We start from the raw sequence: 26,125 nt of genomic DNA, 5'->3' as shown, positions 1-26,125 counted from the left end.
TAATTTCAATACCTTTATATTATACAAAGGTTAATATAATATGTCAATCTTTGTAGAGAAAAACAAGGCAAGAGATGTTTTTTAGAAAAGTTAACAATTATTGGATTGAAATATTCGATAGGTAGTGACATAAAATAATGTGAATCATATACTATAACCAGATTGGAAAAGATTTAAACTAAGGAGGGACTTTTTTGGTATGTAAAGATTGCTTATATTTTATATATAAGAAGTTTTATTGTAAAAAGCTTGAATGTCATGTCTACCTTACAGATAAATGTTGTTATTTTAAGGAGAAGATAAGGGAAATGAAGTAATTTAAAATAAATTAAAGGGGAAATGCTTTTTAAGATAGAAGTATTATAATAAATAAGTTAAGTATTGTTATTTTTATATCTATATATTTATACAAGGGGGATGCGATGATATCGAAGAATTCAAAAGCAGGCAAAGTATTATTAGTAGATGATGAAGTTAATATTATTGAAGGAATAAAGAGGTATTTAGAGCAGGAAGGGTTAGATGTTCTAACGGCTACCGATGGAGAGGCAGCTTTAAAGTTGGCTCGTCAGGAGAAGCCAGATTTGATTGTTCTTGATCTGATGTTACCTAAGTTAGATGGTTTAGAAGTTTGTAGAATATTAAGGGGTGAAAGCTCTGTTTATATAATTATGTTAACAGCTAAGGCTGATGAGGTTGATAAGATGGTAGGTTATGCAATGGGAGCTGACAGTTATGTTACAAAGCCCTTTAGCTCTAAGGTATTGGTAGCTAAGATTAAAGCTGCGTTAAAGAGAATCAACTTCCAAAAACAGAATATGAATCTTCATAGTAGCAAAGTTTCATTTGATGGTATAGAGATTGATAATAAAGAAAAGATTATAAGAAAGGATAATAAGAATATTGAATTAACTGGAAAAGAGTTTGATCTTTTATGGTATTTAGCTTCTCACCCTAATCAGGTTTTTTCTCGCTATCAATTATTAGAGGAAATCTGGGGAGATAATTTTGTAGGTGGAGCAGATACCATTACTGTTCATATCAGAAGATTGCGTGAGAAAATTGAAGAGGATCCAAGCAATCCTAATTATATAAAGACAGTTTGGGGAGTTGGATATAAATTTGAAGCTAATAAATAAAATAAAACAGATTAGATTAACTATTAGAAGGATACTATTTAAGAAGTTTAGGTATAAACTCTTAGCTACCTTTCTTTTAGGTAATATAATTGCCTCTATTATAATTATTTCTAGTTATATCTTAGTTGGAAAGGAGATTAGACTTATTACATTCTCCCTATTGACAGTTGTAGCAGGTCTTTTTTCAGTATTAATAGATTATTATATATCTCAACCTGTTACACAAGCTATCGATGAGCTAACAGCAGCAGCTAATAAAATTGCTAAGGGGAAATTTGATGAAGGTAAAGTTTCGGTAAATGTTCAAAGTGAATTGCTACAATTAGCTGATGCTTTTAATGTTATGAATTATAAATTGAATGAAGCTTTTAAGAAACAAAAGAAGATAGAGCAGGCTAGAAGGGATTTGGTAACCAATATATCCCATGATCTTAAGACACCTTTGGCAACTATTCAGCTTTTTTCAGAGTCTATCTTAGATGGTGTATTAGAAGATGAAGAGGTAGAGAAAAGATATCTGAAGACAATTATAGAAGAGGCCAATAACATTAGAATTTTAATAGACCAATTAGCCAGGTTGTCAGAGTTTGAAGCTGGAGAAGTTAGGATGTCAATGGAGAAAATAAATCTTGTTCAGTTAGTGTGTAATTTTTTAAAGACAGTGGAGTTAAGGCTTGAGGAGAAAGGTATCGAAATAACTATAGATGCTCCTCAAAGTAATAAGGATAGTCTTGTTGTTGGTGATCCAACGAAGATATATCAGGTGATTGCAAATTTAATTAATAATTCTATTAAGTATACACCAGAGGGTGGGAAGATTAGGGTTGAGATATTGGCCCGAAAAGATTATATTCAGATTGATATTATAGATAATGGTATTGGAATTCCTATTGAAGATCAAGATAGAATTTTTGAAAGGTTTTATAGGGTTGATAAATCAAGAAATAGACAAGATAAAGGGTCTGGTTTAGGTCTTGCTATTGCTAAAGAAATTGTTAATATCCATGGGGGAGAGATTTGGGTAGATAGTGAAGAAGGTAGAGGGAGTGAATTTTCTTTCATCCTTCCTAAGGGAAATTTAGAGAAGAACTCTTTTAAGTAGGGTTTTAAATTTAATAATTTAACTTAATTGGCCTCTTGAGGCCAATTTTTTGTTATTAAAAATTAAAATTGGTTATCATTACAAGACTATTAATTTTATTAACATTTCTGTAAGAAGTCCTTGAAAAATTATAACATAAGTGATATCATTATATTTGTTCTCCTCTGCTAATATTATAAGAGGGTTTAATATTGAATAAGATTTATTTTTTTGCTTAAAAAGATTAAATTTTTCTTAAGAAAAATTTAATCTTTTAGATTTTAATTATAAATAGAAGAAGTTAGATAGGAATAATAAAGTGTTGACTTAGATGAAAATAAGATTAGAGGTGATTTAATGAAAAAAATTAAAGACTTACTTGAGATGTCTCCAGTTGGGCATCCTGAAGATTTATTTACTATTTTATTATTATTTACTACTTGGATAATTTCATCGGGAGATTTTTCTCCTTCATCTTTAGTATTAGGGCTATTTATATCATTTTTAGCTGTCTTTATTATGCATAGTTACTTTACTAGAGAGTTATCGAAAAAGATCACTGTCCACTTTTTAGCTTTTTTTTGGTATTTGATAGTTTTGGCTAAAGAAGCTTTGATAGCAAGTTATATAGTTGCTTATTTAACAGTTCATCCCAAGTTACCTTTTAAGTCTAGTATTTTAAAGGTTCCAACTAATTTAGAAGATGAAAATAAACTGGTAACTATGACTATATTAGCAAATACAATAACTCTAACGCCAGGTACTTTAACGGTAGATCTTGATGTGGAGAATAAGTTCTTTTATATTCACTGTCTAGATCATATTGAAGATAGTGATAGAGATCACTTAAGAGAAGAGCTTTTTGGTGATTTAGAGAGAGCGATTAGGAGGGTCTTTAGATGATTGAATCACTTATAGTAGTTATTGTAATCTCTATCTTAATAACGGCTTATAGAGTAGTTAAAGGGCCAACGGTCTTTGATAGGATAGTTGCAGCTGATTCAATAGGTATAATGTTTTTATTGATACTGGTTTTGTTAAGTCTTTACTATGAAAGGTATATATTTATCGATGTAGCTTTGGTCTTTGGTGTTTTATTGTTTATTGATGTTTTAGTTATGGCCAAATATTTTGGTGAGAAGAAGGGAGGGGGGGGTCATTAAACTTTTATTTGATATTATTGGATATTACTTTATTATTACAGGATCTATATTATGTTTGATTTCTGCCCTTGCGATGATTAGATTTCCGGATTTTTATACAAGGCTTCATGCTTCTTCTAAGACGTTGACTGGTGGAACTATCTCCATTTTAATCGGAATTATGATTTTTAAATGGGAGTTATTTATTACTCTAAGATTATTATTATTAATTGCTTTTTTGATTATTACTAATCCTGTTACAGCTCATGCTATTGCTAAGGTGGCTTATGGGATTGGGGTTAAGCCTAGAAATATAGTTAGAGATGAATTAAGTGAAAAGGAGGAGAGATGATGGGTATTATCTTACATGTATTATTAGTATTTTCTGTTCTTATAGCAATTTTTGCTGTTTCAACTAAGAATTTATTAAATTCAGTAATTGCGATGTCTGTATTTAGTGCTTCTTTTGTGATTATTTTTATAGTTTTACAGGCTCCAGATGTGGCACTGGTCGAAGCAGTAGTTGCGACAGGTATTACCACTGGATTCTTCGTAATCACCTTAAATAAGTTGGAGGGAGTTAAATGAGAAAATTAATAAGTTCAATCACTGTCTTTCTCTTAGGTGGAATATTACTAACAACCTTTTTTACAATGCCAGAGGGTGCTAAAGAGTTAAGTGATTATTATATTAGTAGTGGTGTTGTAGATACAGGAGCTATAAATTTAATTACAGCTATTTTGTTTGATTATCGGGGTTTTGATACCCTAGGAGAAGCTACAGTTATCTTTGCAGCAGCTTGTACCTTAGCATTCTTAGTTCCTAAGCAAAAGGTACATATGTTATCTGCTAGATTTTCTGTGATTGTTCAACAAAGTATCAGTTTTATTTTACCTTTCCTTTTTGTTATTGGGATGTATCTGATTTTTTATGGTCACTTGTCACCTGGAGGAGGATTTACTGGTGGAGTGGTCTTGGCTTCGATAGTGATCTTAACAACAATCACCTTTGGAATTAGCTATTCAGACCGTCAGGTTAGACCAAGGGTTAAATCTCTTTTAGAGTCTTTTGGAGCAATAGGTTTTGTGATCTTTGGTTTATTTGGTATTTTTGCTGGTGGTGCGTTTTTAGCCAATGGTCAAGCTGGATTTGATCTTGGTATTCCAGGAGAGCTGACGAGTTCAGGTCTAATTCCTTATATTAATTTTATGACCGGTTTAAAGGTAGCAGCTGGACTTTCTATTATGTTTACTAGCTTGATAAAGGAGGAGTAAAGTGAATTCTATCTATGCTGTTGTTGGAATTTTAATCTGTATTGGATTCTATACAATTTTGACTAAGACTAACTTAATTAAGATGGTAATTGGAATTAATATTATAGAATCTGCAGTAATATTATTATTGGTTGCTTTAAGTTACAAGCCAGGTGGTTCTGCACCTATTTTGGATAAAGGTTATGAACTTGTTGTAGATCCAATACCACAAGCTTTGGCTTTAACAGCAATTGTTATTGGTGCTAGTACCACTGCTATGATGTTGGCTTTGATTATTAAGATCTTCAGTAAGCACCATACCTTAGATGTTAGAGAGATTAGAAATTTAAGAGGTTAATTGAATTTGAGTTTAAGTTTGAGCTTATGTATGATTGATCTTACTTGATCTTAATTTTAGACTTGAATTTAATTTCACCTAGAATATAATGAATAAATGTCAATAGATTTGGAGGTTGACTATGAATACACCTATTATGTTAATTGTTTTACCATTGCTAACAGCCTTTGTTTTGGGTTTAGCAAATTTATTTTCAAAAAATCTAATAAGGTCTATAGCTTTAACTAGTGCAGCTGTGCATATTTTTTTAGTAGGTAAAGTAGCTAGGAGAGTTTTAGAAGAGCCTATTATCTATAAGTTGGGAGAATGGGACTCTTTTTTAGGTATTAACTTAGTTATTGACTCACTTTCGTTGATGATGGCTTTATTAATTAGTATAATCTCTTTTTTGGTATTAATATATTCTTTATACTATATTAAAAGGCACAAATTGAAGTATTATATTATATTAAATCTTCTTATTGCTGGAATGATGGGGATGGTATTGACGGGGGATTTATTTAATCTTTATGTCTTCTTTGAAATTGTTTCTGTGACCTCTTATGCTTTAGTCGCCATTAAGGATGAGGGTGATTGCTTTGAAGGCGCCTTTAAATATTTGGTTATGGGTTCTATAAGTGGTACTTTTGTCTTGTTAGCAATAATTTTGACCTATCAAACAACTGGCGCTTTGAATTTGGCCCATGTAGCAGCTAACTTTATGGAAGTACCTTTTGCAATTAGACAAACAATCTTTGTATTTTTCTTTATTGGCTTTGGAACTAAATTTGCACTTGTTCCTTTACATGCTTGGATGCCTGATGCTTATTCTGAAGCTGTTACTCCTTTTAATGCTATATCTTCAGCTTTAGTAATTAAGACGTCTTTATATGCTTTTATGAGGATAGTCTATACTCTCTATGGGATTGACTTTATAAATGGAGATATAGGTACGCTACTAATCTATTGGGGGGTAATCACCTTCTTGGTGGCACATATATCAGCTTATAAGCAGGATAATCTAAAGAGGTTATTTGCTTACTCAAGTATTGCTCAGATAGGATATATTATGCTTGGTATCGGTGTAGGTACTGAGAATGGAATTATAGCAGCTAATTTTCATATCTTTAATCATGGAATAATTAAGAGTGTTTTATTCTTGGTTCTTGGAATATTTATTTATACTAAGGGAGTTACTAAGATAGAAGATATTAAAGGTTTAGGTTTTGCTATGCCAAAGATTTCTTTTGCTTTTACTTTGGCTACTTTGGCTATGGTTGGATTGCCACCTTTTAATGGTTTTATAAGTAAGTGGTTGATACTTTATTCATCTTTAGAAGGTGGATATTCTCTAGCAGCTTTCTTTGTCTTAATTGGAAGCTTGATATCTTTGGCCTATTATTTGAGGATAATAAAGGTCTTATATTCTAAAGGAGAGGCAATTGAGGTTCAAAAAGTTAGTTGGACCTTTAAGTTCCCAATCTTTGTTTTGACTATCTCTTCTTTGTTAGTAGGAATCTTCCCTCAACCATTATTGTCTTTGATTGAGCAGGCTACATTCTTTTTATCAAATAATACTGAATATATTAATTTATTGTTAGGAGGTTGATGAACCTTGAATCCAGGAATGATTTATCTATTAGGTGCTGGGATATTATACTTTATCAAAGGAAGGTTGAGGGATCTTTTATCTATATTAATCTCCTTAATTGCTTTAGTAATGGTTTGGACCTTGCCTTTAGGTGAAGGGTTAACATTCTCATTTTTAGATTTTGAAATTATTCTTTTGAGTGTTAATGATGTAAGTAGGCTTATTGGCTTGGTCTTTGCTTTCTTTGCTTTAGCTGCTATAGTCTACTCCTTCTTGTTGACTGATAAGAGATACTCTTTTTTAACTTATATATATATTGGTAGTTCTTTGACTCTTTTATTTGTAGGAGATTTCTTCTCCTTTTATATCTTTTGGGAGTTAATGACTATCAGTTCTTACTTTTTAATCTTTGATAAGACTAAGCCTATTACAGGCCAAACAAGTTATTATTACTTTACTATGCATATGGTAGGAGCGGTCAGTCTTCTTTGGGGGATATTGTTGCAGTATGTTAATACAGGAAGTATACTCCTTACTACAGTTGAGTATGGATTACCCTTCTTTATCTTGGCTGTAGGGATTAAGTTGGCTTTTATTGGTCTCCATACCTGGTTGCCACAAAACTATGCTAATGTGTCTTTTATTACTAGTGTTGCTTTATCTGCTTATACTACCAAAGTAGGTGTCTATGGTATGTACCGTCTATTAGGAGAAGAGTTTCTTGCTTATGGTGGGGTTATAACTGCTATAATTGGTGTTCTTTTTGCTCTTAAGCAGACTGAGGTTCGTAAGCTCCTCTCTTACCATATTGTCAGTCAGATCGGTTATATGATTGTTGGAATTGGAGTGAGGTCCTCTTTGGGGGTAGCAGGTGGAATACTGCACTTGGTTAATAATGTTTTATATAAGGGTCTGTTATTTATGGTGATTGGAACGGTTATTTATGTTACTGATAAGGAAGATCTGGTTGATTTAGGAGGCTTGGCTAAGAAGTTGCCTTTAACATCCCTCTATGGTGTGATTGCGTCTTTAGGTATTGCTGGATTTCCTTTTCTTAATGGTCATATAAGTAAGCTTTTGATTAAAAGTGGTACTAGTGATCCTATTCTAATTTGGGGGTTATTTATAGCTGGGATAGGAACCTCACTTTCCTTTATGAAGGTAATGTACTTTGGTTTCTTTAGAGATAAGGGTAATGTTGAGATTAAACGTAAGCCTAAAAGATCTATGTTAATCGCTATGGGGATGGTCTCCTTTGTAATGATTATTATTGGAATTATGCCTCAGTTAGCAGAAGGATTCTTTGATTTAGGTGCTAAAAGTGTAAGTTACTTTTCTTTAAGTTATATTTGGGCCAGTCTTCAACCTATTTTATTGGCTTTGATTATCTTCAAGTTGGCCCATGATATTATAGAACCTCACCCTCACCCAGAAGTTGATAGAGACTTCTATCCAAGGGTTAAGGGTGGATTAGATTATTTGGCTAATTTATTTAGTCAAGTCCAAAATGGTGATTTAAGTCGGTATATCCTTTGGATGGTAGCAACTCTAGTCATCTTTTGGATTAAAATTTCTATATAATGGATAATATAAAAAGAACAGTTGGCCCTATGGCTAGCTGTTCTTTTTATATTATAATGGGTAATGAGTAATGAGTAATGAGTAATGGGTAATGAGTAATGAGTAATGAGTAATGAGTAATGAGTAATGAGTAATGGGTAATGGGTAATGGGTAATGAGTAATGGGTAATGAGTAATGGGTAATGAGTAATGAGTAATGAGTAATTAGTAATGAGTAATGAGTAATGGGAAATGAGTTAAGTTTTTAGGGTTGTACTGGTCACTCATTACTGATTACACATCACTAGTAATAAAGCTTTGCTTTATTACTGTTAATCCTTTTTAATCTTATTTAATCCTTCTTTAAGTATTCATTAATCTTTATGTAATGTTAGTATGTTAAGATATTGGTGAATATAATTTTAAAAGAAGGTTTTTGTGGATTATTAGAGAAGTTTTAGCAATAAGTTAGTATTAAAAACTATTAAGGAGGGGAGAGATGAGAAAAGAAGAGATATTTACTTTTGTTTTATTTTTTATTAGTTGGTTGATTATATCAGGAGATTTAGCAATAAGTTCATTGTTTGTAGGTGTAATTGTATCTTTGCTTTTAACCTTTGTAATTAAATCTAAAGCAACTAATGTAACTGCATGGATAATTATAATAAGGTCGGTATTTATAATTATTTATCTACTTTTTTTAATTGTGGAAGCCTTTGTATCAAGTTGTCGGGTAGCTTATCTAACTTTGCACCCAAAACTACCTTTAAAAACGGGGATTATTAAAGTTTCAAGTGACTTTAATTGGAAGACTAAGATAATGTCTATGACTTTATTAGCAAATAGTATAACTCTAACCCCTGGAACCTTAACCATAGATCTAGATACTAAGGAGCAGGATTATTATATTCACTGGATAGATATGGAGGAGTTAGAGGGGGAGGAATTAAAAGAGGAGATATTTGGGCCAATTGAAGCTATAATAAGGAGGATATTTAAATGATACTATATATAATATTGGCTATAATTATATCGGCATTACTCTCCTTTTATAGAGTTTTAAAAGGGCCAACAGTCTTTGATCGGATTGCAGCTGCTGATTCTATGGGGATAATGTTTTTGATTATATTGGTTTTATTGAGCATCCATTTTGAAAGGGAGATATTTATAGATGTGGCTTTGGTTTATGGTTTACTCCTCTTTGTAGATTTATTGATAATGGCCAAATATTTTGGAAAGAAGGGGGAGGTTAGCGATTAATAACTTATTAGAGATTTTAGGGTATTTCTTCTTATTTATTGGAACCTTTTTCTTTATTATTACCGGGATTGCTATGGTTAGATTTCCAGACTTTTATACCCGCTTACATGCAGGGTCTAAGTCCTTGACAGGAGGTGGGGTTTCAATATTATTAGGGATCATTTGTTTTGAGGGGATCAATCGGATTTCTTTAAAGTTAAGTATAATAATATTATTTCTGATAATAACAAACCCTGTAACCAGCCATGCTATTGCCAGAGCAGCCTATTATTTTGGTCTTAAACCTAAAGGGCTTTTAAGGGACGATTTAGAGGAGGGATACTAGGATGATAGAGCTTATATTATACATATTACTCTCTTTTCTTGTAGTTGCAGCCTTTGCTGTAATCTTTAGTGATGATTTATTGAGTTGCTTAATAATACTATCTATCTTTAGCGCTGTTTTAGTTATTGTATTTGTTATATTTCAGGCCCCTGATGTGGCTTTGGCCGAAGCAGTAATTGCTGCTGGTATTACTACAGGTTTTTTTGTGATAACTATTAATAAGACGGAGGGGGTAGAATGAAAAAGATATTTCCTTTGATCTTAATCTTAATCTTTGCCTCTTTGCTTTCAGTATTGCTCTTAAACCATCAAGTTATTGATAGAAGTTTAAGTGATCATTATCTCCAAAGTGGGGTTGAAGAGACAGGGGCTATCAATTTAGTAACTGCTATCTTATTTGATTATCGTGGTTTTGATACCTTAGGAGAAGCGACTGTTATCTTTGGTGTTGCTTCAGCAATAGCCTTTCTTGTACCTAAAAAGCGGGCTACAATGTTGGCTGCTACCTTCAGTGTTGCCGTTTATCAGACCATATCCTTTATTTTGCCTTTTTTAGGAGTGTTGGGTCTATATTTGATACTTTATGGTCATCTCTCACCTGGAGGTGGATTTACTGGAGGGGTTGTGATAGCTACTATTTCAATTCTTTTGACCATAACCTTTGGCCCAGATTATTCAGAGAAGAGATGGCGTTATAAGACTAAAACATTGATGGAGAGCTTTGGGGGGATGACTTTTATCTTTATTGGCCTAATTGGCATATTGGCTGGATCTAATTTTTTAGCCAATGGGCAAGCCCTCTTTTCTTTAGGTAAGCCAGGTGACTTATTTAGTGGTGGAACGATTTCATTATTAAACTTAGCTACTGGTATAAAGGTTGGTGCTGGGTTGGCAATTATCTTTAACTGTATGATAAAGGAGGAATAAAGTGAAATTTGCTTATTTGATAGTTATAATCTTATTCTGTCAGGGTCTATATATAATCTTGACCCAAAGTAATCTAATCAAAGTAGTTATGGGCTTTAATATTGCTGAATCGGCTTTAATAATTCTTTTAGTCCTCTTAGGTTATAGGGAGGGTGGAACAGCACCTATTTTAGATGGAGATTATACCATAGTTGTAGATCCAATCCCCCAAGCTTTAGCTTTAACGGCAATCGTTATTGGAGCAAGTATGACGGCACTGATGTTAGCTTTAATTATTAAGTTACATAAGAGATATGGGACAGTGGATATAAATGAGATTAGACGGCTGAGAGGATAGAGAAGAAAATTATTTTTTGCCATATAAAGTACAACTAAATAGTAATAAAGTAGCACTTTTGTGTCAAGTAATATGTGGTAAGTAGTGAGTGTGAGTAAAGTCAATATATCAAAATCCAAAATAATTGACGCAGACAAAATCTTTGACAAAAGATGACTAAGATCTGATTAAACCTTATTATTTTTAATTTTCTGGTCTTTGTCTGGACTTTGTCGGCTCTTGTCAGAACTTGGTCTGCGTCTAGGCCTTTGATCTTTATATTTTTAAAGTTCTTAACTAACTCCCATCTAACTAACCACCCAACTTCTAAAGTTGTACTTTATTACTATATAATAGATTTTTAAGAAAAGGAGGGAAGTAGATGGATTTGTTGGTTTTGTTGATTGTATTACCCTTGTTTACGGCTTTTTCTTTGGGGGTAATAAGTTATTTTTGTGAAAGATTTATGCTTCCGGTGATTATAGGAAGTAGTTTATTACATCTTGTTTTGACGATTATAGTAGCCGCTCAGGCTTTTGTTGAACCGATTGGATACAATTTAGGAGGGTGGGATTCATCTATAGGAATTGTTTTAATTATGGATTCCTTTGCTGCAATAATGGCTAGTATAATATCTATTTTATCATTTTTGGCTATTATTTATTCGATTAAATATATTAAGGAGAATATACTAAAGTATTATATCTTATCCTTCTTATTGGTAACAGGAACTATGGGGATGGTTCTGACTGGGGATTTATTTAACCTTTATGTATTCTTTGAGGTTACGTCTATAGCCTCGTACTCTTTAGTTGCTATTAAGAAGGAGGATGAGAGTATAGAGGGGGCCTTTAGGTATTTAATGATAGGATCCTTTAGTGGTTTGTTTCTTTTGTTAGGGATAATAACTATCTATTTATCCTTAGGAACTTTAAATTTGGCCCAGATAGCTCTTAGTTTCGGGGAGTTAGATCAATTTACTATAATTAGTATTCTAGTTTTGATGATAGTAGGTTTTGGTACAAAATTTGCTTTAATTCCTTTGCATACTTGGTTACCTGATTCATATCCTAAGGCGCCTGCTCCTTTTAACCTATTGTCTTCTGCTTTAGTTATCAAATCATTCTTATATGCTTTGATGAGAATAGTATATACATTATATGGAGTAGATCTATTAAGGGATATTGGTCTGGAGGCTATACTTATCTATTGGGGGGTCTTTACCTTCCTGATAGCTCATACAATGGCTTATCAGCAAGATAATATAAAGAGGTTATTAGGTTATTCAAGTATAGCCCAGATTGGTTATATAGTAGTAGGCTTTGGTGTATTAAGCCATAAAGGAATAGTAGGTGCTATTTATCATATTATTAACCATAGTATTATGAAGGGTGCACTTTTTTTGGCTTTAGGAATCTTCATCTATTATTTTAATGCTCATAAAATTAAAGATCTTAAGGGCTTAGGCTTTTTAGTTCCTAGAGCAGGTGTAATTTTTGTAATTGGATCTTTGGCTATTGTAGGTCTTCCACCTTTTAACGGTTTTATCAGTAAGTGGTTGATTATTGAAGGGGCAATTGAAGGAGGGTACCTGTTGGCTGCTTTTATGATCCCTGTAGGGAGTCTAATATCCTTAACATATTATCTAAAGGTATTTATAATGCTATACTCTAACCCAAAAGAAGGGTGGGCTAAAAAGAGGGTAGCTTGGCAGTTGGAGATACCAGCTCTTATCTTGGCTTTCTTTTGTATTTTATTGGGACTATTTCCCCAATATCCTCTTTATTTAGTGGAGAGGGCTCCTGCATTATTATTAGATAGTCAAAATTATATCAGTGTATTTTTAGGAGGGTAGTTAAATGTTGAATCCAGGTTTCTTATATCTATTTGCGGCGATACCAATCTTCTTCTTTAAGGAAGGAGCTAGAAGGTTATTTTCAATCTTTTTATCTATCCTTGTTCTAATAAGCGTCTTTACTTTAAGTGAGGGGATGGTAATTACCCTTCCTTTCTTAGACTTTGAATTGATATTATTAGAGGTAGATAATATTAGTAGGTTAGTTGGGGTAATCTTTGCTTTTGCTGCCTTGGTTAATAACCTCTATTCTTTGAAGTTGGCCCCTAGAAGCTATTACTTATTGGCTTATCTGTATATAGGAAGTTCTATTTCAATTCTCTTTGTTGGTGACCTCTTCTCTTTTTATATCTTTTGGGAGATGATGACTATATCATCTTACTTTCTGATCTTTAATAGGAATAAGGAGTTTACTGCAAAGACGAGCTATTACTACTTTATTATGCATTTGGTAGGTGGGGTAAGCTTGCTTTGGGGTATCTTTATGCAATATAGTGGGAGCGGGAGTATAATTTTGGAGAATATAGAATTTGGGATTCCTTTCTTTATCTTAGGGGTGGGAATTAAAGCTGCTTTTATTGGGCTTCATACATGGTTGCCACAAAATTATATTAATGTTCCTTTTTATATAACCTTATTACTTTCTATTTATACTACTAAGGTAGGAGTATATGGAATATATAAATTCTTAGGTGGTATAAGTTATCTTTCTTATTTTGGGGCTTTTTCGGCTTTGATAGCTGCTTTTTTTGCTTTAAGAACTACTAATGTTAGAAAGATATTTTCTTATCATCTCATAAGTCAAATTGGATATATGATTATTGGAATAACTAGTACAAATTATTTAGGTTCTCAAGGTGGTATTTTTCACCTTTTTAATGGGGTCTTATATAAAAGTATTTTATTTATGACAATTGGAATTGTGATTTATTCAACTAAGAAAGAGGACTTAGTTGAATTAGGAGGATTAGCTAAACAGTTACCTTTTACTGCTTTTTGTTGTATAATTGGAGCTTTTGGTATTATGGGTCTTCCTTTTTTTAACGGTTATTTAAGCAAGGTAGTGATAAAGAGTGCTTTAGAGAGTCACCTCTTGGTTTGGGTCTTATATATAACTGGAATTGCTACTTCTTTATCTCTTATAAAAGTTATTTACTTTTGTTTCTTTGGAGATAGAGAGGTTGAGATGGAGAAAACACCAACTCTTTATATGAAGGGGGCTATGTTTCTTTTTGTCTTTCCAATTATAGTGATAGGTCTTTGGCCAAGGGCTATAGAGCTTATTTATGGCTTAGAGTTGGGAGTTGATTATTATAGTTTGGCTTATATTTGGGAAGGTTTGCAGCCTACTTTATGGGCTTTACTTATCTTTAAGTTGGCCCATGATATTATTGAGCCTAAGGATTATGAAGAGAAAAGTTTGGATTTTTACTCTTTATTTGGTAGAGTTTTTAATAATGCTGGTAGGTTATTAACTGCTACCCACAATGGGAATCTTTCTAGATATTTTCTTTGGATTTTTTCAACTTTGATTCTTTTATGGATTAATTTGCTCTTATAAAGTACTTTTTAATTTATTTTATAATATAAACCTTATTAAATATGAAAAATATTAAGATTTGATTTGAAATTTAATAGAGTAAAAAGAGTGATGAAGCACATAGCCTGTAATTGCTCACCTGGGTTGTGTGAATCTAGTGGTAAAACCTCCTTTTAAAAGGAGGTTTTATCTTTTGAATTATTAATTTCTTAATAAGAGCTCAAAGAAAGTAATTTAATATAATAGTTTATATAAAATTTAATTTTGAAAAACAAGTAGAAATTTGATTGAAATGATAAAAAAATAGAGGTTTTCTTAATAATATGACGAATACCTAATAACTGTAATTAAATAAATTTGAACAAAGTAGTTATTTTAGGAAGGGGAAAAATATGAAATTTAAAATAATTATTACTCTAATAATTAATGTTATTTCAATTTATGTAATGTTGTTAACTTATAGTTATGTTAATTTAGAATTTGGGTTTAATGATTCTATTAACTATTTACTGTTTGAGTGGTGGATGGAAATAACTATTATTATACTAGTAGTTTTAGTCTTTATATTATTGGTTAAAATTGAAAAGGTTAATAATAGAACAAAAGAGTTGTTAGTAAGAAAGAGTGATTTGAGAGTTAAGGTTAATAGTGTTAAAGAAGAGCTTGAACAAAGCTATATAGCAAATTACTTGGATATAGCAGATGTTATCTTTGTTGTACTAGATACTGAGCAGAGAGTAAAATCGATTAATAAAAGAGGGTGTGATTTTTTAGGATATAATCGAGAAGAGGTAATAGGCAAGAATTGGTTTGATAATTTTATAAAGAAAGAAGATAGAGTTGGTTTAAAGAAAATATATAGTCAAGTTATGGATAAAGATTTTAGTAGTTTATCAGAAAATTTAATACTAACAAAGACTACAGAGAATATATTGATAAATAAGGATGGTGAAGAGAGAAGGATACTTTGGCACAATGCCCTAATGATAGATGAAGATGGATCTAGTGAGGGGACGGTGAGCTTGGGTACAGACATTACCAAGCAGTATCTTTTAGAGGAGGAGCTAAAGAGTAATAAAAAGGAATTAGATGCTTTTGTTGAGGTATCTTATGAAGTAAAAAAGCCTTTAAATTTAATGCTTACTGCTCTACAAAGCCTTGATATCGGTGATCTAATATTCTTAGTTATAAATAATGAGGGAAATGCTATTTTGATTAATAATAGAGGTTCTAAAATCTTAGGTTACAACAAAGAAGATATAGTTGGTAATAATATCTTTGATGTTCTCTATAGAGGAGAAGGTAGGAAAAAGATTAAAGAAAAATTCAATAAGGTTATTGATGGTAAAATGAAAGTAAGAAATTATTTTGAAAGCAAAGTACTTACTAAAGACTGTAAAGAGAAGAGGGTGGTCTGGCAAGTCTCTATACTGAAGAGTGAAGAGGCAGAGTATGAAGGATTATTAGCTTTTGGAGTAGATGTAACTGAACAGATCTTATTAGAAGAGAAATTAGAATATAATAAATTAAAGTTAGAGTTTTTGGCAAATATGTCACATGAACTAAAGACTCCTTTGAACTTGATATTTTCTTCTTTGCAAATTTTAGATTTAAATAATAAAAATAATTTGGATGATGAAAAATATAAGAAAGTAAAAGGTTATACGGATATAATTAGGCAGAATGGATATAGATTATTGAGACTTACTAATAACCTTATTGATATTACTAAGATAAATACCAATGGGTTTACTTTGAATCTCTCTGATCATGATATTGTTGCTCTTTTAAGCAAGATAACTGAATCTGTAAAGAAATATATGGATTGGAAATCAAGGAATATAAAATTTTATAGTAACATTGATAAAAAGGTTATGACCTTTGATCCTTTTATTTTAGAGAGGATTATTTTAAACTTACTATCTAATGCTGTTAAATTTACTGATGAAGGTGATGATATTTTTGTAAAATTATCTTCTGTTTCAGAAGAAGAGGTAATTATAATAGTAGAGGATACAGGTGTTGGGATTGCTAAGGAGAAACAAGAAATTATTTTTGATCGCTTTACTCAAATTGATAAATCTTTTAGAAGAAGAAGTGAAGGTAGTGGAATAGGTCTTTCTATTGTTAAGCTTTTAGTAGAGCTACATAGAGGAAAAATTGAGGTTGAAAGTGAAGTAGGAGAAGGAAGTAGGTTTATTATTACTTTACCTGTGACTACAGAAAAAGTAGATGAAGAAAATAAGAAGGGTTATAATATTAGTAATTTAATTAATAATGTTAGTCTTGAATTTTCTGATGTCTATTGATTATTGTAAAATAATAAAGTGCTTATAAGCTAGCTAGCTTATAAGCACTTTATTATTTTAATAGTGAACTCTAACACTAAAAGAAGCACCTTGCTTAGAGTCGATAAAAGATCCGACATTTCTATAAGCTATTTTACCTCGAAAGTTATCAAAAAGGTTAAATTCCATTCCAACTTCTCCATCGAAGATAAATCCACCATCTTCCCTAGGGTCAAAACCTAATTCTACCTTTGAAAATAGATTTCTATTTTCAAAGCGTGATCTACTTAAGAAAGCAGCAGATAGGTAGAATTTATCCAGGTATTCCTCTATACTTCCACTATTAGGGTTAATGACTTCTCCTCTATAAACTTTCACACCTAATTGCAAGGCGTTAAGAGAATGAGGATTAACAAAGAGTTTATGAGTAGGTATGTATTGTGCGTTTATATCTATAATTGGCCCAGTTAAGTAAAAGTTGTTTTGATCATAGTTTGTATAACTGGGGATTATAAAACTCATCTCTTGTCTTTCTCCAGAAGAGGAGAGATTTTCGCTTGTTATCTGGATATTAATAGAAGATCTGTTGTTTAGTCCAAAACCTACTAAAAATGATTGTAGTCTAAGGTTTGGATCTGCATTGAAATTTTCTATTTTAAAGGTATGTCTGCCGGTTCCTGTTGTAAAGGTAGCATAAGAGCTACTAGTAGTAAGTAATATCAGTCCTATAGTTAAAATTAATATTAATCTCTTTTTCATATCTTATCCCCTCTCTCTTAGATAAAAAGTTAAGTCTATATCACACTATTCTATAAGTTAATAGGGATATCCTTCTTTTCTTTCATAAAAAATTTAGAGATTATTTTTATGAAGGAAAATTAATTACAAGCGAGAATATATATTAATATATGGTATAATAGTTATGGAAGGAGTGAGTTATGAAAAGGATAGAAAGAATAATTATTCTCATACTTGTTATAATACTATGGACCGGTAATGCTTTTGCATCAACTTTAAATTTAGGCGAGGATGTATATAGGCTTAAGTTGACAAACTTTTCTTCTAATAGAGGTGAGTTTATCAATTTAAACTTAGGATATGGTCTTGATGAGTATTCAGCTTATGGTGTAAACCTTATTTTGCCCTATGGGGGAAATGGGCGAGGAATTGCTGAGATTGAATATCAATTTATTCCAGAAGGTATGCAGAAGACTGGCGAAGTTTTTAATTATGCTTTTAAGATTGGTGGTGTAAGTGGAAATATCTTTGATTCCTCTAACGCAGGTGTTAAAGGAGGGTTTGTTATTGAGAATGACTTAGATGATAAGGTGATTTATTTTAATAGTGACCTTGTATATGACTCATCTATATTGCTTATGGGTGAATTAGGAGTTAGTGGTGAGATAAGTGAAGGGATAGAAGGTGTAATAGGTTACAAAGTAGTAGCTAGTGATAGTAAAGACTATGGTACAGCTAGAGGTTTCTTTTATGGAATAAAGATAGATTTTTAAGTTTATAATATAGATAAAGCTTTAGTGATGAGAAAATAGTAATGGGTAATCAGTAAATTCTTAAAATTTATTGTCCATTATTTAGCATTTATTGATTATTTGATTATTAGCAAAGTGTTATCTTAGTTTTATTTATTGATAATGTTGAGGAGGTTGTTTAGCAGATGGATTATTTCAAGAAAACTAAAGTAAATGATGTTTTAAGAGGAAGTTTAAGTGATTACAATGATGTACTTGTTTTGGGTTGGGTAAGAACTAAGCGGGTGTCAAAGAATATAGCTTTTATTGAGATCAATGATGGAAGCACCCTTGAGAATCTGCAGGTAGTGATTTTAAAGCCACAAAGATTTGAAGTCTTAGAGGAGATTAATACTGGGAGCAGCTTAAGAATCACGGGTTATTTAGAAGAGGTAAAGGGTAGAGAGCAAAGTGTAGAGATGAAAGCTGAAGAGATTGAGTTAATAGGTGACTGCCCTTCTGATTATGAATTGCAGAAGAAGAGACATTCCTTTGAGTATTTACGTGAAATTGCTCACTTAAGGCCTAGAACAAATACCTTTGGGGTAATGAATCGTTTCAGAAGTAAATTATCCTATGGTGTACATAAGTTCTTTCAAGAAAGAGGCTTTAATTATATACATACACCGATAATTACGGCTAATGATACTGAAGGTGCAGGAGAGATCTTTAGAGTTACAAATTTTGATTTAAAGGATATTCCAGTAGATGATAAGGGCCAACTAGATTTCAGCCAAGATTTCTTTGGTGAGGAGACAGGATTAACAGTAAGTGGTCAATTAGAAGGTGAGGTTTTGGCTTCTGCTTTAGGAGATGTTTATACTTTTGGTCCAACTTTTCGGGCTGAAAATTCTAATACAACTCGTCATGCAGCTGAGTTTTGGATGATTGAACCAGAGATGGCTTTTTGTAATTTAGAAGAGAGTATGGAGGTTATGGAGGATTTCTTAAAGTATCTCTTTAAGTATGCTTTAAAAGAGTGTGAAGAGGAGATGGCTTTCTTTAATAAATGGATTGCTGATGATGATAGGATATCTAAATTAAAGGAGATTATAGACTCTGATTTTGGTAGGATTACTTATACTGAAGCTATAGATATACTAAAAGAAGCTGATAAGAATTTTGAATATCCTGTCCAGTGGGGAATTGATCTACAGACTGAACATGAAAGATACCTAACTGAAGAGCACTTTAATAAACCAGTAATGGTAACCGATTATCCAAAGGATATTAAAGCCTTTTATATGAGATTAAATGATGATAAAAAGACTGTTAGAGCAGTTGATTGTTTAGTTCCAGGTATTGGAGAGATTGTTGGTGGAAGTCAAAGAGAAGAACGCTATGATGTTTTAGTTGATATTATGAAAGAGGAAGGTATGGATCTTGATAAGTATGAGTGGTTTTTAGATCTAAGAAAGTATGGTACTGTACCACATTCTGGATTTGGTTTAGGTTTTGAAAGAATATTGATGTATATCTCAGGTATATCTAATATTCGTGACGTAATACCTTTCCCAAGAACCCCAGGTAATGCAAAATTTTAAATAGTATAAGAGAAGAGTTTTAGAGTTAAGGGCCAACGATATCGTTGGCCCTTATTTTGGTATATTAAGATAATAATTTTGTCACAATAAAGAGCTGTAAGTTATATATTGTAAGAGGTTTATAAATATAATTATATAACTTATTAGGAGGTTTTATTGTTGAGCGAAGTTAAATTTTATGTAGATGGGGCAATAAGCTTTGGTTGGAAGCTCTTTAAAGAAAATTGGGGATTTCTAATAGGGGTATTTATAATTAACCTCTTAATTATTATTATTCCCGAGTTCTTTATTGAGGCGATGTTAATAAGTAATGTAGGTTTATTTTTGATAGTTAATTTATTGCATTTATTTGTAATATATATGGTCGAGATTGGATATTTAAAGATATTAATAACTTTGGCAAGAGGAGAAGGGGATAGGCTAGAGGTAATGGAGCTCTTTAGAAATTATCATCTATTTTTTAAATACTTTGTAGGGATATTATTGTATGGATTAATAGTAGCTATTGGAGTCGTGACTCCCATAATTATATCTATTTTATTTGTTTCTGATCTTATTTTCTTCTTTGGAGTGGTTCTTGGAGTTATTATTGGTATTATTTTAGCTATAAAATTCTTTTTTGTTGACTATTTTATTGTAGATCAAGAGCTAGGGCCACTTGAAGCTTTAGAGAGGAGTGCAGAGGTTACAGAAGAGATTAAAGGAGAACTATTTTTATTTATGATAGTGATATTACTTATTAATATAGTTGGTGCTCTTGTTTTGTTGCTAGGTTTACTTGTGACTGTACCAGTGACAGGGTTAGCTATGGCTTATGTTTATTGCAAGTTGAATGAAGATTATGAAGATGAAGAGTTAGAAGAGAGACTTCTTTTAGAAGCAGGTTTTGATTTATAAAATAGTAAGAAAGGATTAGATTCTCCTCTTTTGAATATTAAAGGGTTTTTAAAGTAGTCTGTCGAAATTTATAAAAGTGGATTTGATTGCACAGAATATAGAACTTACATAAGCACATTCAAACCTATCGGTTTATATCAGTCTATTCAATAGGGAATATAATAGTTTTCTATTATCTAAGCGGTATATTTCAATTTAGGAGGGGTATAAGATGGAAGAAGATAAGATTAAAGCTATTCTCAATGAATATGATGAAAAATATGGCCTTTATGAACTCTTTACTGAGAAAACAAAAAAATTAATAGAAGAGTTACTAGAGGGAAGCAATATAAATATTCATTCTATCAATTCCAGAGCAAAAGAGAAATCAAGCCTGAAAAATAAACTTAAAGAATCTGAAGAAGAATATAATAACCTATCTGATATTACTGATCTTTCTGGGGTGAGAATAATCACTTTTTTTGAAGATGAGGTTGATAAAGTGGCTAAAATTATAAAGAGAGAGTTTGAGATCGATTATGGTAATTCTGTAGATAAACGTAACTTATTAGAGCCAGATAGGTTTGGATATCTATCTCTTCATTATATTTTAAAATTATCTCCTCATCGATTAAAGTTGGCAGAAAATAAGAAATTTAAAGATTATAAGGTTGAGATACAAATATCTTCAATCTTACAGCATGCTTGGGCAGAGATAGAACATGATTTAGGGTATAAGAGTGAAGAAGCAGTTCCCAGAGAGATAAGAAGGAAATTCTCTAGATTGGCGGGGCTCTTAGAGATAGCAGATATAGAATTTGTAAGAATACGTGATGAACTGAAAAAACATAAGAAAGAATTATAAAATTAATTATATTCTGTAATTACCAGAAGGCATAGCAATGAACAAAACAATTGGAGTCATAGCCTATGTTGATGCAGATAAAAATACCTATTCAGAAGGGCTTTTATATCATACAGATACAATTAGAGACCTTGGTCGGGTAGATCATCAGAGATCTTATTTGGATACCCATCAGATAGAGAGGCAAAGGGGTATAACCATATTCTCAGATCAGACCCTTATGAAGCATAGAGGAGATACTTATTATCTAATAGATACCCTTGGTCATATTGATTTTTCACCTGAGATGGAGAGGGCTATTATGGTTATGGATTATGCAATTATAATCGTCAGTGCTGTAGAAGAGGTGCAGGGCCATACAGAGACAGTTTGGGAATTACTAAAGAAGCATCAAATTCCATCCTTCTTTTTTATCAATAAAACAGATAGAGTTGGGGCAGATAGAGAGGGTAATGGAAGAGATTAGAGTTGATTTGGCCCAAGATATCTGTCTGCTACTTACTTCTTTAGAAGAAGGTTTAACTGAAGAAGTTATAAAGTTTGTGGCTGAAAGAGATGATAAGCTCTTAGAGAGTTATCTAGAAGGAGAGTACAACAAATAAATTTGGCTAAATAAGATGAAAGAGATGATCAAGGAGAATAGATTGTATTTAGCTTCTAGTGGGTCAGCCTTATATGATGAAGGGATAATTGAATTTCTTGATAACCTTCACTTTCTGACAGAAACAGATTATAGTGACCAAGAATTTAAAGCTAGAATATATAAGATTGGTCATGATAAACAAGGCAATAGGACCTCATTTATGAAGGTGCTGGATGGCAAGGTTAATGTTAGAGATGAGCTTACTTATCTATCAGGAGAAGAGGAGGTTAGTGAGAAGATCACTGGGCTTAGGATTTATACCAGAGAGAAATATCAAGCAGTAGAATCTGCTCAGGCGGGTCAACTGGTTGGAGTTATGGGTCTCTCTAAGACCAAGGCTGGTTTAGGATTGGGTGGGGAGGTTCAAAGTTTATCTTACAATAGCATACCTACTCTAAGGTCGAAGGTTATCTTTGGCTCTACAACAAATGTTAAGGAGGGATCTTCATCATTTAAAATTTTAAATGATGAAGATCCCTCCTTAAGTGTTAGCTGGGAAGAAGAGCTACAGGAGATTCAGGTTCAGATAATAGGGCCAATCCAATTAGAAGTACTAAAGGTCAAGGTTATACAGTAGCTTGGTATGAGGTAGAGCAGAAGGTACATTGTGAAATAGTAAAATAATATATATTGAAAGTGGGCGTTGGTCAGTTTAATTTATTTGAAAAGAGAATTAACTTTATATTTACAAAATATCGAAGGAATATAATTTTTAGTGTAGAAATACATAATAGCGCTGTATTTTTTTGTATAAATTTCATTATAAAATGTAATGTTAAGGCAGATCTTGGCTTATATATTTTTATAAGAGCTAATTATGATGGGTTTTATATATTAACTTTAAAATAGGTAAACAAAAGATGATAATCAAGGTTTGGTAAGTGGATTTTGGTTGAGAATAGATGAAAAATAAAAATAACTATAATAATATTTCATAATATAATATATAGTTTTAGAGTGAAATGTTTTTTAAAAGTTCTTATAAAGGGCTAGGAGAGTTATGATATTAAAGAGGTATCAGTATAACTTAGGAAGCTTTGAAGGAGGGATATATGGTTGGTTTTAATGTTATTAAGAGGTTTGGGAGCAAATAAATCGTGTGATCTGAAGAAAAAAGAGTTTAAGATAAGTTGTAATATCAAAATATATTTATTGTTTTCAAAACTAACTAAAATATCGGTATTATATTATAAGTAAAATATGAAGGGGGAATAAAAATGAATTATTTAATTAAATCACTTATTTTTTTAGTGATTTCTATATTTATTTTTATTGTGAGGTCTAATTTAATCCTATTCACTACAGGAATTATTGGGCTTGTATCTTTATTTGGATTTCAAGTTATTAAGTCAAAAAATAATAAAGCTTATATGGAATTATTGATTCAATATTTAAAATACGGAACTGAAATGAAAAAAGATTATTATGTTTTAGAGTCTGGACTAGAAATTGGAAAAGATGTCCTTAATAAAGTTAAAAAAATCAAAGCCAAAGGTAAAGATAGGAAAACAATAGATGATTTATTAAAAAACACACTAAGAGAAAGAGGAGAAGATTATATTCTAGGTGTTTGGACTATGTGGGAACCTAATGCTTTTGATAATAAAGATGATATGTATAGAAATAAAGTTAATCATGATGAGACTGGGAGGTTTTTTTCTTATTGTCGGAATTTAGAGGAAGAAATTAACTTAATAGATACTAAAGAGATAGATGGAGGGATTGATGCTGGGGTAAATGAAAAATTTTATACTCGCCCTATGCAAGAAAAAAAGATAACTGTAATAGAGCCTTATATTTGCCCATTTAATAACGACTTAATGACTACAATTTCACTACCAATTATAAGCCGAAAAAAAGCAATAGGAGTTGTAGGGGTAGATATAAGGATAGCCACCAAGAACATATCAGAAGATGTTCTATTATATAAAGTTTCTTCTAATATCTCTAATCGGAATCGATTAGAAGAGTTGTTAAACGAAAAATCAGGTGTTTATGAAGTGTTAACAAAGGCAGTTCAGAGTATAATTTCAAACAAGGAAGATGTTTTAAGTGTTATTAGCAGCTCTACAGAAGAGGTATCATCCTTTAGTAAAGAATTGCTATTATTAGCTGAACAAGGTAATACGAGTATAGAAACAGCTATTGGGTTAATTGAGAATATGTCAGCAGGTATCCAACAAATTTCCGCTAGTTCTCAGGAGGTAGCAAGTTTTTCTCAAGAAGCTAATTCAAAAACTAATAAAGGCAGCCAAAATGTTGAACATACATTAGATAGTATTAAAAAAATTAATAGAACAATAGATGAAACTGTAGGTGTAATTAATAAATTAGGTGAAAATTCAGAACAAATAGGACAAATAGTTGAATTAATTACTGGTATAGCAGAACAAACTAATTTATTAGCTTTAAATGCAGCTATTGAAGCAGCTAGAGCAGGAGAAGCAGGTCAAGGTTTTGCAGTTGTAGCAGAAGAAATAAGGCAGTTGGCAAGTGAAACTACTAATGCATCAGATGAAATTTCTAATTTAATTACCCAAACTCAAAAACAATCTAGAAAAGCAATAGAAAAAGTTAAAGAGGTAGTGAGAAAAGCTAAAGATGGACAAGAAATAGCAAAACAAACAGGGAGCGTTTTTGAAGAAATTAAAGATTCAGTTCGAGAAACTTCAATTCAAATAGAGCAGACTGCTAATACAACTAATGATTTAGCACAAAATAGTGATGAAATAGTAAATTCAACAGATGATATAAAGAAGATGTCTAATGAGCTTACTACTTCATCAGAAAAGTTATCAGATATGGCTCAAGAATTACAAAGTTTAGTAAAACAATTTAAATATAAGAAGGTTTAACTAAATTGTATTTAAAGAATCTTAAACTTATGAGGTATTATTTGATTCAATTAATAATTTATTATGGCTTATCATTAACTAAGAATTTAATTTATTAAGGATGTATATCTTAAAACGGAAGATATGAGCGATATTCTTGAACATTTTTAAGCAATACATTTGAGAATTGAAGCTTAATAGTTGTAAATTTTTAAAGACTTAAGGCTTGGCGAAGACTAAGATCTGATTAAGGCCTAAAGATTACTTAAGAATCATAAAAGGCAGTTGAAAATTGAGAACTTAGGAGGTAATTCTTATGCCATATATTAATGTGAAAATGGCTAAAGGAAGAACATTAGAAGAAAAACAAGAATTTGTAGATGTTATAACAAAAGAAGCAAGTAGAATTCTTGATGTGAAACCTGAATGGGTTACTGTGGTATTTGATGAATATTCAAGGGACAACTGGGCAACAGGGGGAGAAATTCATTCTTTGAAGTTTGGAAATGCTTGTTATTTGGAAGGAAGTGAATAGGTAAAATAATTAAAATATCAAAGTAACAGAAATAGGATAAGTGTAGAAATTAATTGTTTTTGAAGGTTAATTGTATAAATTATATTCATTTCCGTTTATAAATAGGTAAATCAAGTAATTTAGTGTCTTATAAAGGGTCAATTTTAAATAAGTCTAGCTAAAAAGTGGAGTTAGAGTTCTAGGTTCACTTCGCCTAAACCAGCAGGTTAGCTATATCATATTTAAGAGGATGAATGGAGGTAGGACTGATAGATGTTGGCCCTGGATGTGAAGGAACATTGTATAATTAAATGCACGGATAGTGCAAAAAATAAATGACACATATGAATACCTCATATATAATGTTAAATAACCACAAATAACATAAAGTGAGGTATTGATATGTGCCAAGATAATTATAACACAAATGAGAACAAAGGTGAACACTTAAAATGGGAAGATAGAAAAGTAATAGAACACTTGTATAATCAACAAAACAAGTCTCCCAAAGAGATTGCACAAGAGTTAGGTAGACATAGAACTACAATAAGCAGAGAGGTTAAAAAAGGCAAAATAGAGCTATTAAATTGGGACTATACAATTAGAATAGAATATGATGCATTAAAGGCTCAAAAGGTATATGATCAAAATGCTACAGCTAAAGGAGCTAAAATAAAAATAGGTAAAGATCACAGGTTAGTTGAGT

The 26,125-nt window shown here is 31.6% G+C and carries 30 protein-coding genes; 29 read left to right on the top strand and 1 reads right to left on the bottom strand.

Going from position 1 to position 26,125, the window contains the following annotated elements; translation table 11 throughout:
• The first annotated feature begins 422 nt into the window (after positions 1-422).
• From HALSAC_RS0103590 to HALSAC_RS16310, 19 genes are all read left to right on the top strand, one after another.
• Positions 423-1,139, top strand: coding sequence for a response regulator transcription factor (locus HALSAC_RS0103590; protein WP_027339108.1), 717 nt, complete (start codon positions 423-425; stop codon positions 1,137-1,139).
• Positions 1,123-2,241: a sensor histidine kinase gene (locus HALSAC_RS0103585; RefSeq protein ID WP_027339107.1), complete on the top strand. Its 1,119-nt coding sequence runs from the start codon at positions 1,123-1,125 to the stop codon at positions 2,239-2,241. The genes HALSAC_RS0103590 and HALSAC_RS0103585 overlap by 17 nt, the downstream gene beginning before the upstream one ends.
• A gap of 336 nt (positions 2,242-2,577) precedes the next feature.
• Entirely contained in the window at positions 2,578-3,123 is a 546-nt protein-coding gene (locus HALSAC_RS16315; protein ID WP_051412064.1) for a Na+/H+ antiporter subunit E, read from the top strand.
• Entirely contained in the window at positions 3,120-3,383 is a 264-nt protein-coding gene (locus tag HALSAC_RS0103575; protein ID WP_027339106.1) for an MrpF/PhaF family protein, read from the top strand. The genes HALSAC_RS16315 and HALSAC_RS0103575 overlap by 4 nt, the downstream gene beginning before the upstream one ends.
• Positions 3,355-3,714: a monovalent cation/H(+) antiporter subunit G gene (mnhG, locus tag HALSAC_RS0103570; RefSeq protein WP_035571245.1), complete on the top strand. Its 360-nt coding sequence runs from the start codon at positions 3,355-3,357 to the stop codon at positions 3,712-3,714. The genes HALSAC_RS0103575 and mnhG (HALSAC_RS0103570) overlap by 29 nt, the downstream gene beginning before the upstream one ends.
• Positions 3,714-3,950 (top strand): Na(+)/H(+) antiporter subunit B, encoded by a 237-nt coding sequence (locus tag HALSAC_RS0103565; RefSeq protein ID WP_027339104.1) that lies wholly within the window; start codon positions 3,714-3,716, stop codon positions 3,948-3,950. The genes mnhG (HALSAC_RS0103570) and HALSAC_RS0103565 overlap by 1 nt, the downstream gene beginning before the upstream one ends.
• Positions 3,947-4,636: a hydrogen gas-evolving membrane-bound hydrogenase subunit E gene (mbhE, locus tag HALSAC_RS0103560; protein WP_027339103.1), complete on the top strand. Its 690-nt coding sequence runs from the start codon at positions 3,947-3,949 to the stop codon at positions 4,634-4,636. Before HALSAC_RS0103565 ends, mbhE (HALSAC_RS0103560) begins: the two co-directional genes overlap by 4 nt.
• A 1-nt stretch (position 4,637) precedes the next feature.
• A complete protein-coding gene (locus HALSAC_RS0103555) occupies positions 4,638-4,973 on the top strand; it encodes a sodium:proton antiporter (RefSeq protein WP_027339102.1) in 336 nt (111 codons plus the stop codon).
• A 121-nt stretch (positions 4,974-5,094) separates the two neighbouring features.
• On the top strand, positions 5,095-6,561 hold the full coding sequence (locus HALSAC_RS0103550) for a complex I subunit 5 family protein (RefSeq protein WP_027339101.1): 1,467 nt from the start codon (positions 5,095-5,097) through the stop codon (positions 6,559-6,561).
• Between the two features lie 6 nt (positions 6,562-6,567).
• On the top strand, positions 6,568-8,124 hold the full coding sequence (locus HALSAC_RS14945; RefSeq protein ID WP_051412062.1) for a proton-conducting transporter transmembrane domain-containing protein: 1,557 nt from the start codon (positions 6,568-6,570) through the stop codon (positions 8,122-8,124).
• Between the two features lie 478 nt (positions 8,125-8,602).
• On the top strand, positions 8,603-9,106 hold the full coding sequence (locus HALSAC_RS0103540; protein ID WP_027339100.1) for a Na+/H+ antiporter subunit E: 504 nt from the start codon (positions 8,603-8,605) through the stop codon (positions 9,104-9,106).
• Positions 9,103-9,363, top strand: a complete 261-nt coding sequence (locus tag HALSAC_RS0103535; protein WP_027339099.1) for an MrpF/PhaF family protein — start codon at positions 9,103-9,105, stop codon at positions 9,361-9,363. The genes HALSAC_RS0103540 and HALSAC_RS0103535 overlap by 4 nt, the downstream gene beginning before the upstream one ends.
• On the top strand, positions 9,335-9,688 hold the full coding sequence (gene mnhG, locus HALSAC_RS0103530; protein ID WP_245579422.1) for a monovalent cation/H(+) antiporter subunit G: 354 nt from the start codon (positions 9,335-9,337) through the stop codon (positions 9,686-9,688). The genes HALSAC_RS0103535 and mnhG (HALSAC_RS0103530) overlap by 29 nt, the downstream gene beginning before the upstream one ends.
• 1 nt (position 9,689) lies before the next feature.
• A complete protein-coding gene (locus tag HALSAC_RS0103525; RefSeq protein ID WP_027339097.1) occupies positions 9,690-9,929 on the top strand; it encodes a Na(+)/H(+) antiporter subunit B in 240 nt (79 codons plus the stop codon).
• Positions 9,926-10,615, top strand: coding sequence for a hydrogen gas-evolving membrane-bound hydrogenase subunit E (gene mbhE / locus HALSAC_RS0103520; protein ID WP_027339096.1), 690 nt, complete (start codon positions 9,926-9,928; stop codon positions 10,613-10,615). Before HALSAC_RS0103525 ends, mbhE (HALSAC_RS0103520) begins: the two co-directional genes overlap by 4 nt.
• A gap of 1 nt (position 10,616) precedes the next feature.
• Positions 10,617-10,952: a sodium:proton antiporter gene (locus tag HALSAC_RS0103515; RefSeq protein ID WP_027339095.1), complete on the top strand. Its 336-nt coding sequence runs from the start codon at positions 10,617-10,619 to the stop codon at positions 10,950-10,952.
• Positions 10,953-11,313: 361 nt separating this feature from the next.
• Positions 11,314-12,786: a complex I subunit 5 family protein gene (locus HALSAC_RS0103510; RefSeq protein ID WP_027339094.1), complete on the top strand. Its 1,473-nt coding sequence runs from the start codon at positions 11,314-11,316 to the stop codon at positions 12,784-12,786.
• Positions 12,787-12,790: 4 nt separating this feature from the next.
• The gene (locus HALSAC_RS0103505; RefSeq protein ID WP_027339093.1) at positions 12,791-14,347 is read left to right on the top strand and encodes a proton-conducting transporter transmembrane domain-containing protein; all 1,557 of its coding nucleotides are present in this window, start codon (positions 12,791-12,793) and stop codon (positions 14,345-14,347) included.
• A gap of 371 nt (positions 14,348-14,718) precedes the next feature.
• Positions 14,719-16,635: a sensor histidine kinase gene (locus tag HALSAC_RS16310; protein WP_051412061.1), complete on the top strand. Its 1,917-nt coding sequence runs from the start codon at positions 14,719-14,721 to the stop codon at positions 16,633-16,635.
• Between the two features lie 57 nt (positions 16,636-16,692).
• On the opposite strand, the gene HALSAC_RS0103495 is transcribed toward HALSAC_RS16310, so the two are convergent.
• The gene (locus HALSAC_RS0103495; RefSeq protein WP_027339092.1) at positions 16,693-17,373 is read right to left on the bottom strand and encodes a hypothetical protein; all 681 of its coding nucleotides are present in this window, start codon (positions 17,371-17,373) and stop codon (positions 16,693-16,695) included.
• Between the two features lie 179 nt (positions 17,374-17,552).
• Here HALSAC_RS0103495 and HALSAC_RS0103490 point away from each other — a divergent pair, with 179 nt between their 5' ends.
• The 10 genes from HALSAC_RS0103490 to HALSAC_RS14920 all read left to right on the top strand — a co-directional run.
• Complete coding sequence (locus tag HALSAC_RS0103490) at positions 17,553-18,125, top strand: hypothetical protein (RefSeq protein WP_027339091.1); 573 nt, start codon at positions 17,553-17,555, stop codon at positions 18,123-18,125.
• 164 nt (positions 18,126-18,289) lie between these two features.
• The gene (gene asnS / locus HALSAC_RS0103485; RefSeq protein ID WP_027339090.1) at positions 18,290-19,687 is read left to right on the top strand and encodes an asparagine--tRNA ligase; all 1,398 of its coding nucleotides are present in this window, start codon (positions 18,290-18,292) and stop codon (positions 19,685-19,687) included.
• A 159-nt stretch (positions 19,688-19,846) separates the two neighbouring features.
• Positions 19,847-20,584, top strand: coding sequence for a hypothetical protein (locus tag HALSAC_RS0103480; protein ID WP_027339089.1), 738 nt, complete (start codon positions 19,847-19,849; stop codon positions 20,582-20,584).
• 211 nt (positions 20,585-20,795) lie between these two features.
• A complete protein-coding gene (locus HALSAC_RS14935; RefSeq protein WP_035571385.1) occupies positions 20,796-21,428 on the top strand; it encodes a GTP pyrophosphokinase in 633 nt (210 codons plus the stop codon).
• A 37-nt stretch (positions 21,429-21,465) separates the two neighbouring features.
• Positions 21,466-21,894 (top strand): GTP-binding protein, encoded by a 429-nt coding sequence (locus tag HALSAC_RS16305; protein WP_027339088.1) that lies wholly within the window; start codon positions 21,466-21,468, stop codon positions 21,892-21,894.
• On the top strand, positions 21,881-22,030 hold the full coding sequence (locus HALSAC_RS17015; RefSeq protein WP_156924137.1) for a hypothetical protein: 150 nt from the start codon (positions 21,881-21,883) through the stop codon (positions 22,028-22,030). The genes HALSAC_RS16305 and HALSAC_RS17015 overlap by 14 nt, the downstream gene beginning before the upstream one ends.
• Before the next feature lie 15 nt (positions 22,031-22,045).
• Positions 22,046-22,648 carry a hypothetical protein gene (locus HALSAC_RS16300; RefSeq protein WP_027339087.1) on the top strand — a complete coding sequence of 201 codons (603 nt, stop codon included), beginning with the start codon at positions 22,046-22,048 and terminating at the stop codon, positions 22,646-22,648.
• A gap of 640 nt (positions 22,649-23,288) precedes the next feature.
• Positions 23,289-24,926, top strand: coding sequence for a methyl-accepting chemotaxis protein (locus HALSAC_RS16295; RefSeq protein ID WP_051412060.1), 1,638 nt, complete (start codon positions 23,289-23,291; stop codon positions 24,924-24,926).
• A gap of 295 nt (positions 24,927-25,221) precedes the next feature.
• Positions 25,222-25,440, top strand: a complete 219-nt coding sequence (locus tag HALSAC_RS0103440) for a tautomerase family protein (RefSeq protein WP_027339085.1) — start codon at positions 25,222-25,224, stop codon at positions 25,438-25,440.
• Positions 25,441-25,821: 381 nt separating this feature from the next.
• The coding region (locus HALSAC_RS14920) for a helix-turn-helix domain-containing protein (RefSeq protein ID WP_035571241.1) at positions 25,822-26,125 on the top strand (304 nt) is incomplete at its 3' end.

The sequence above is a fragment of the Halonatronum saccharophilum DSM 13868 genome, from assembly GCF_000517025.1.
In the GTDB taxonomy this organism is placed as follows: Bacteria; Bacillota; Halanaerobiia; order Halobacteroidales; family Halobacteroidaceae; genus Halonatronum; species Halonatronum saccharophilum.
The sequence above is the reverse complement of the archived record's forward strand: the minus strand, read 5'-3'. Positions and strand labels throughout refer to the sequence as shown.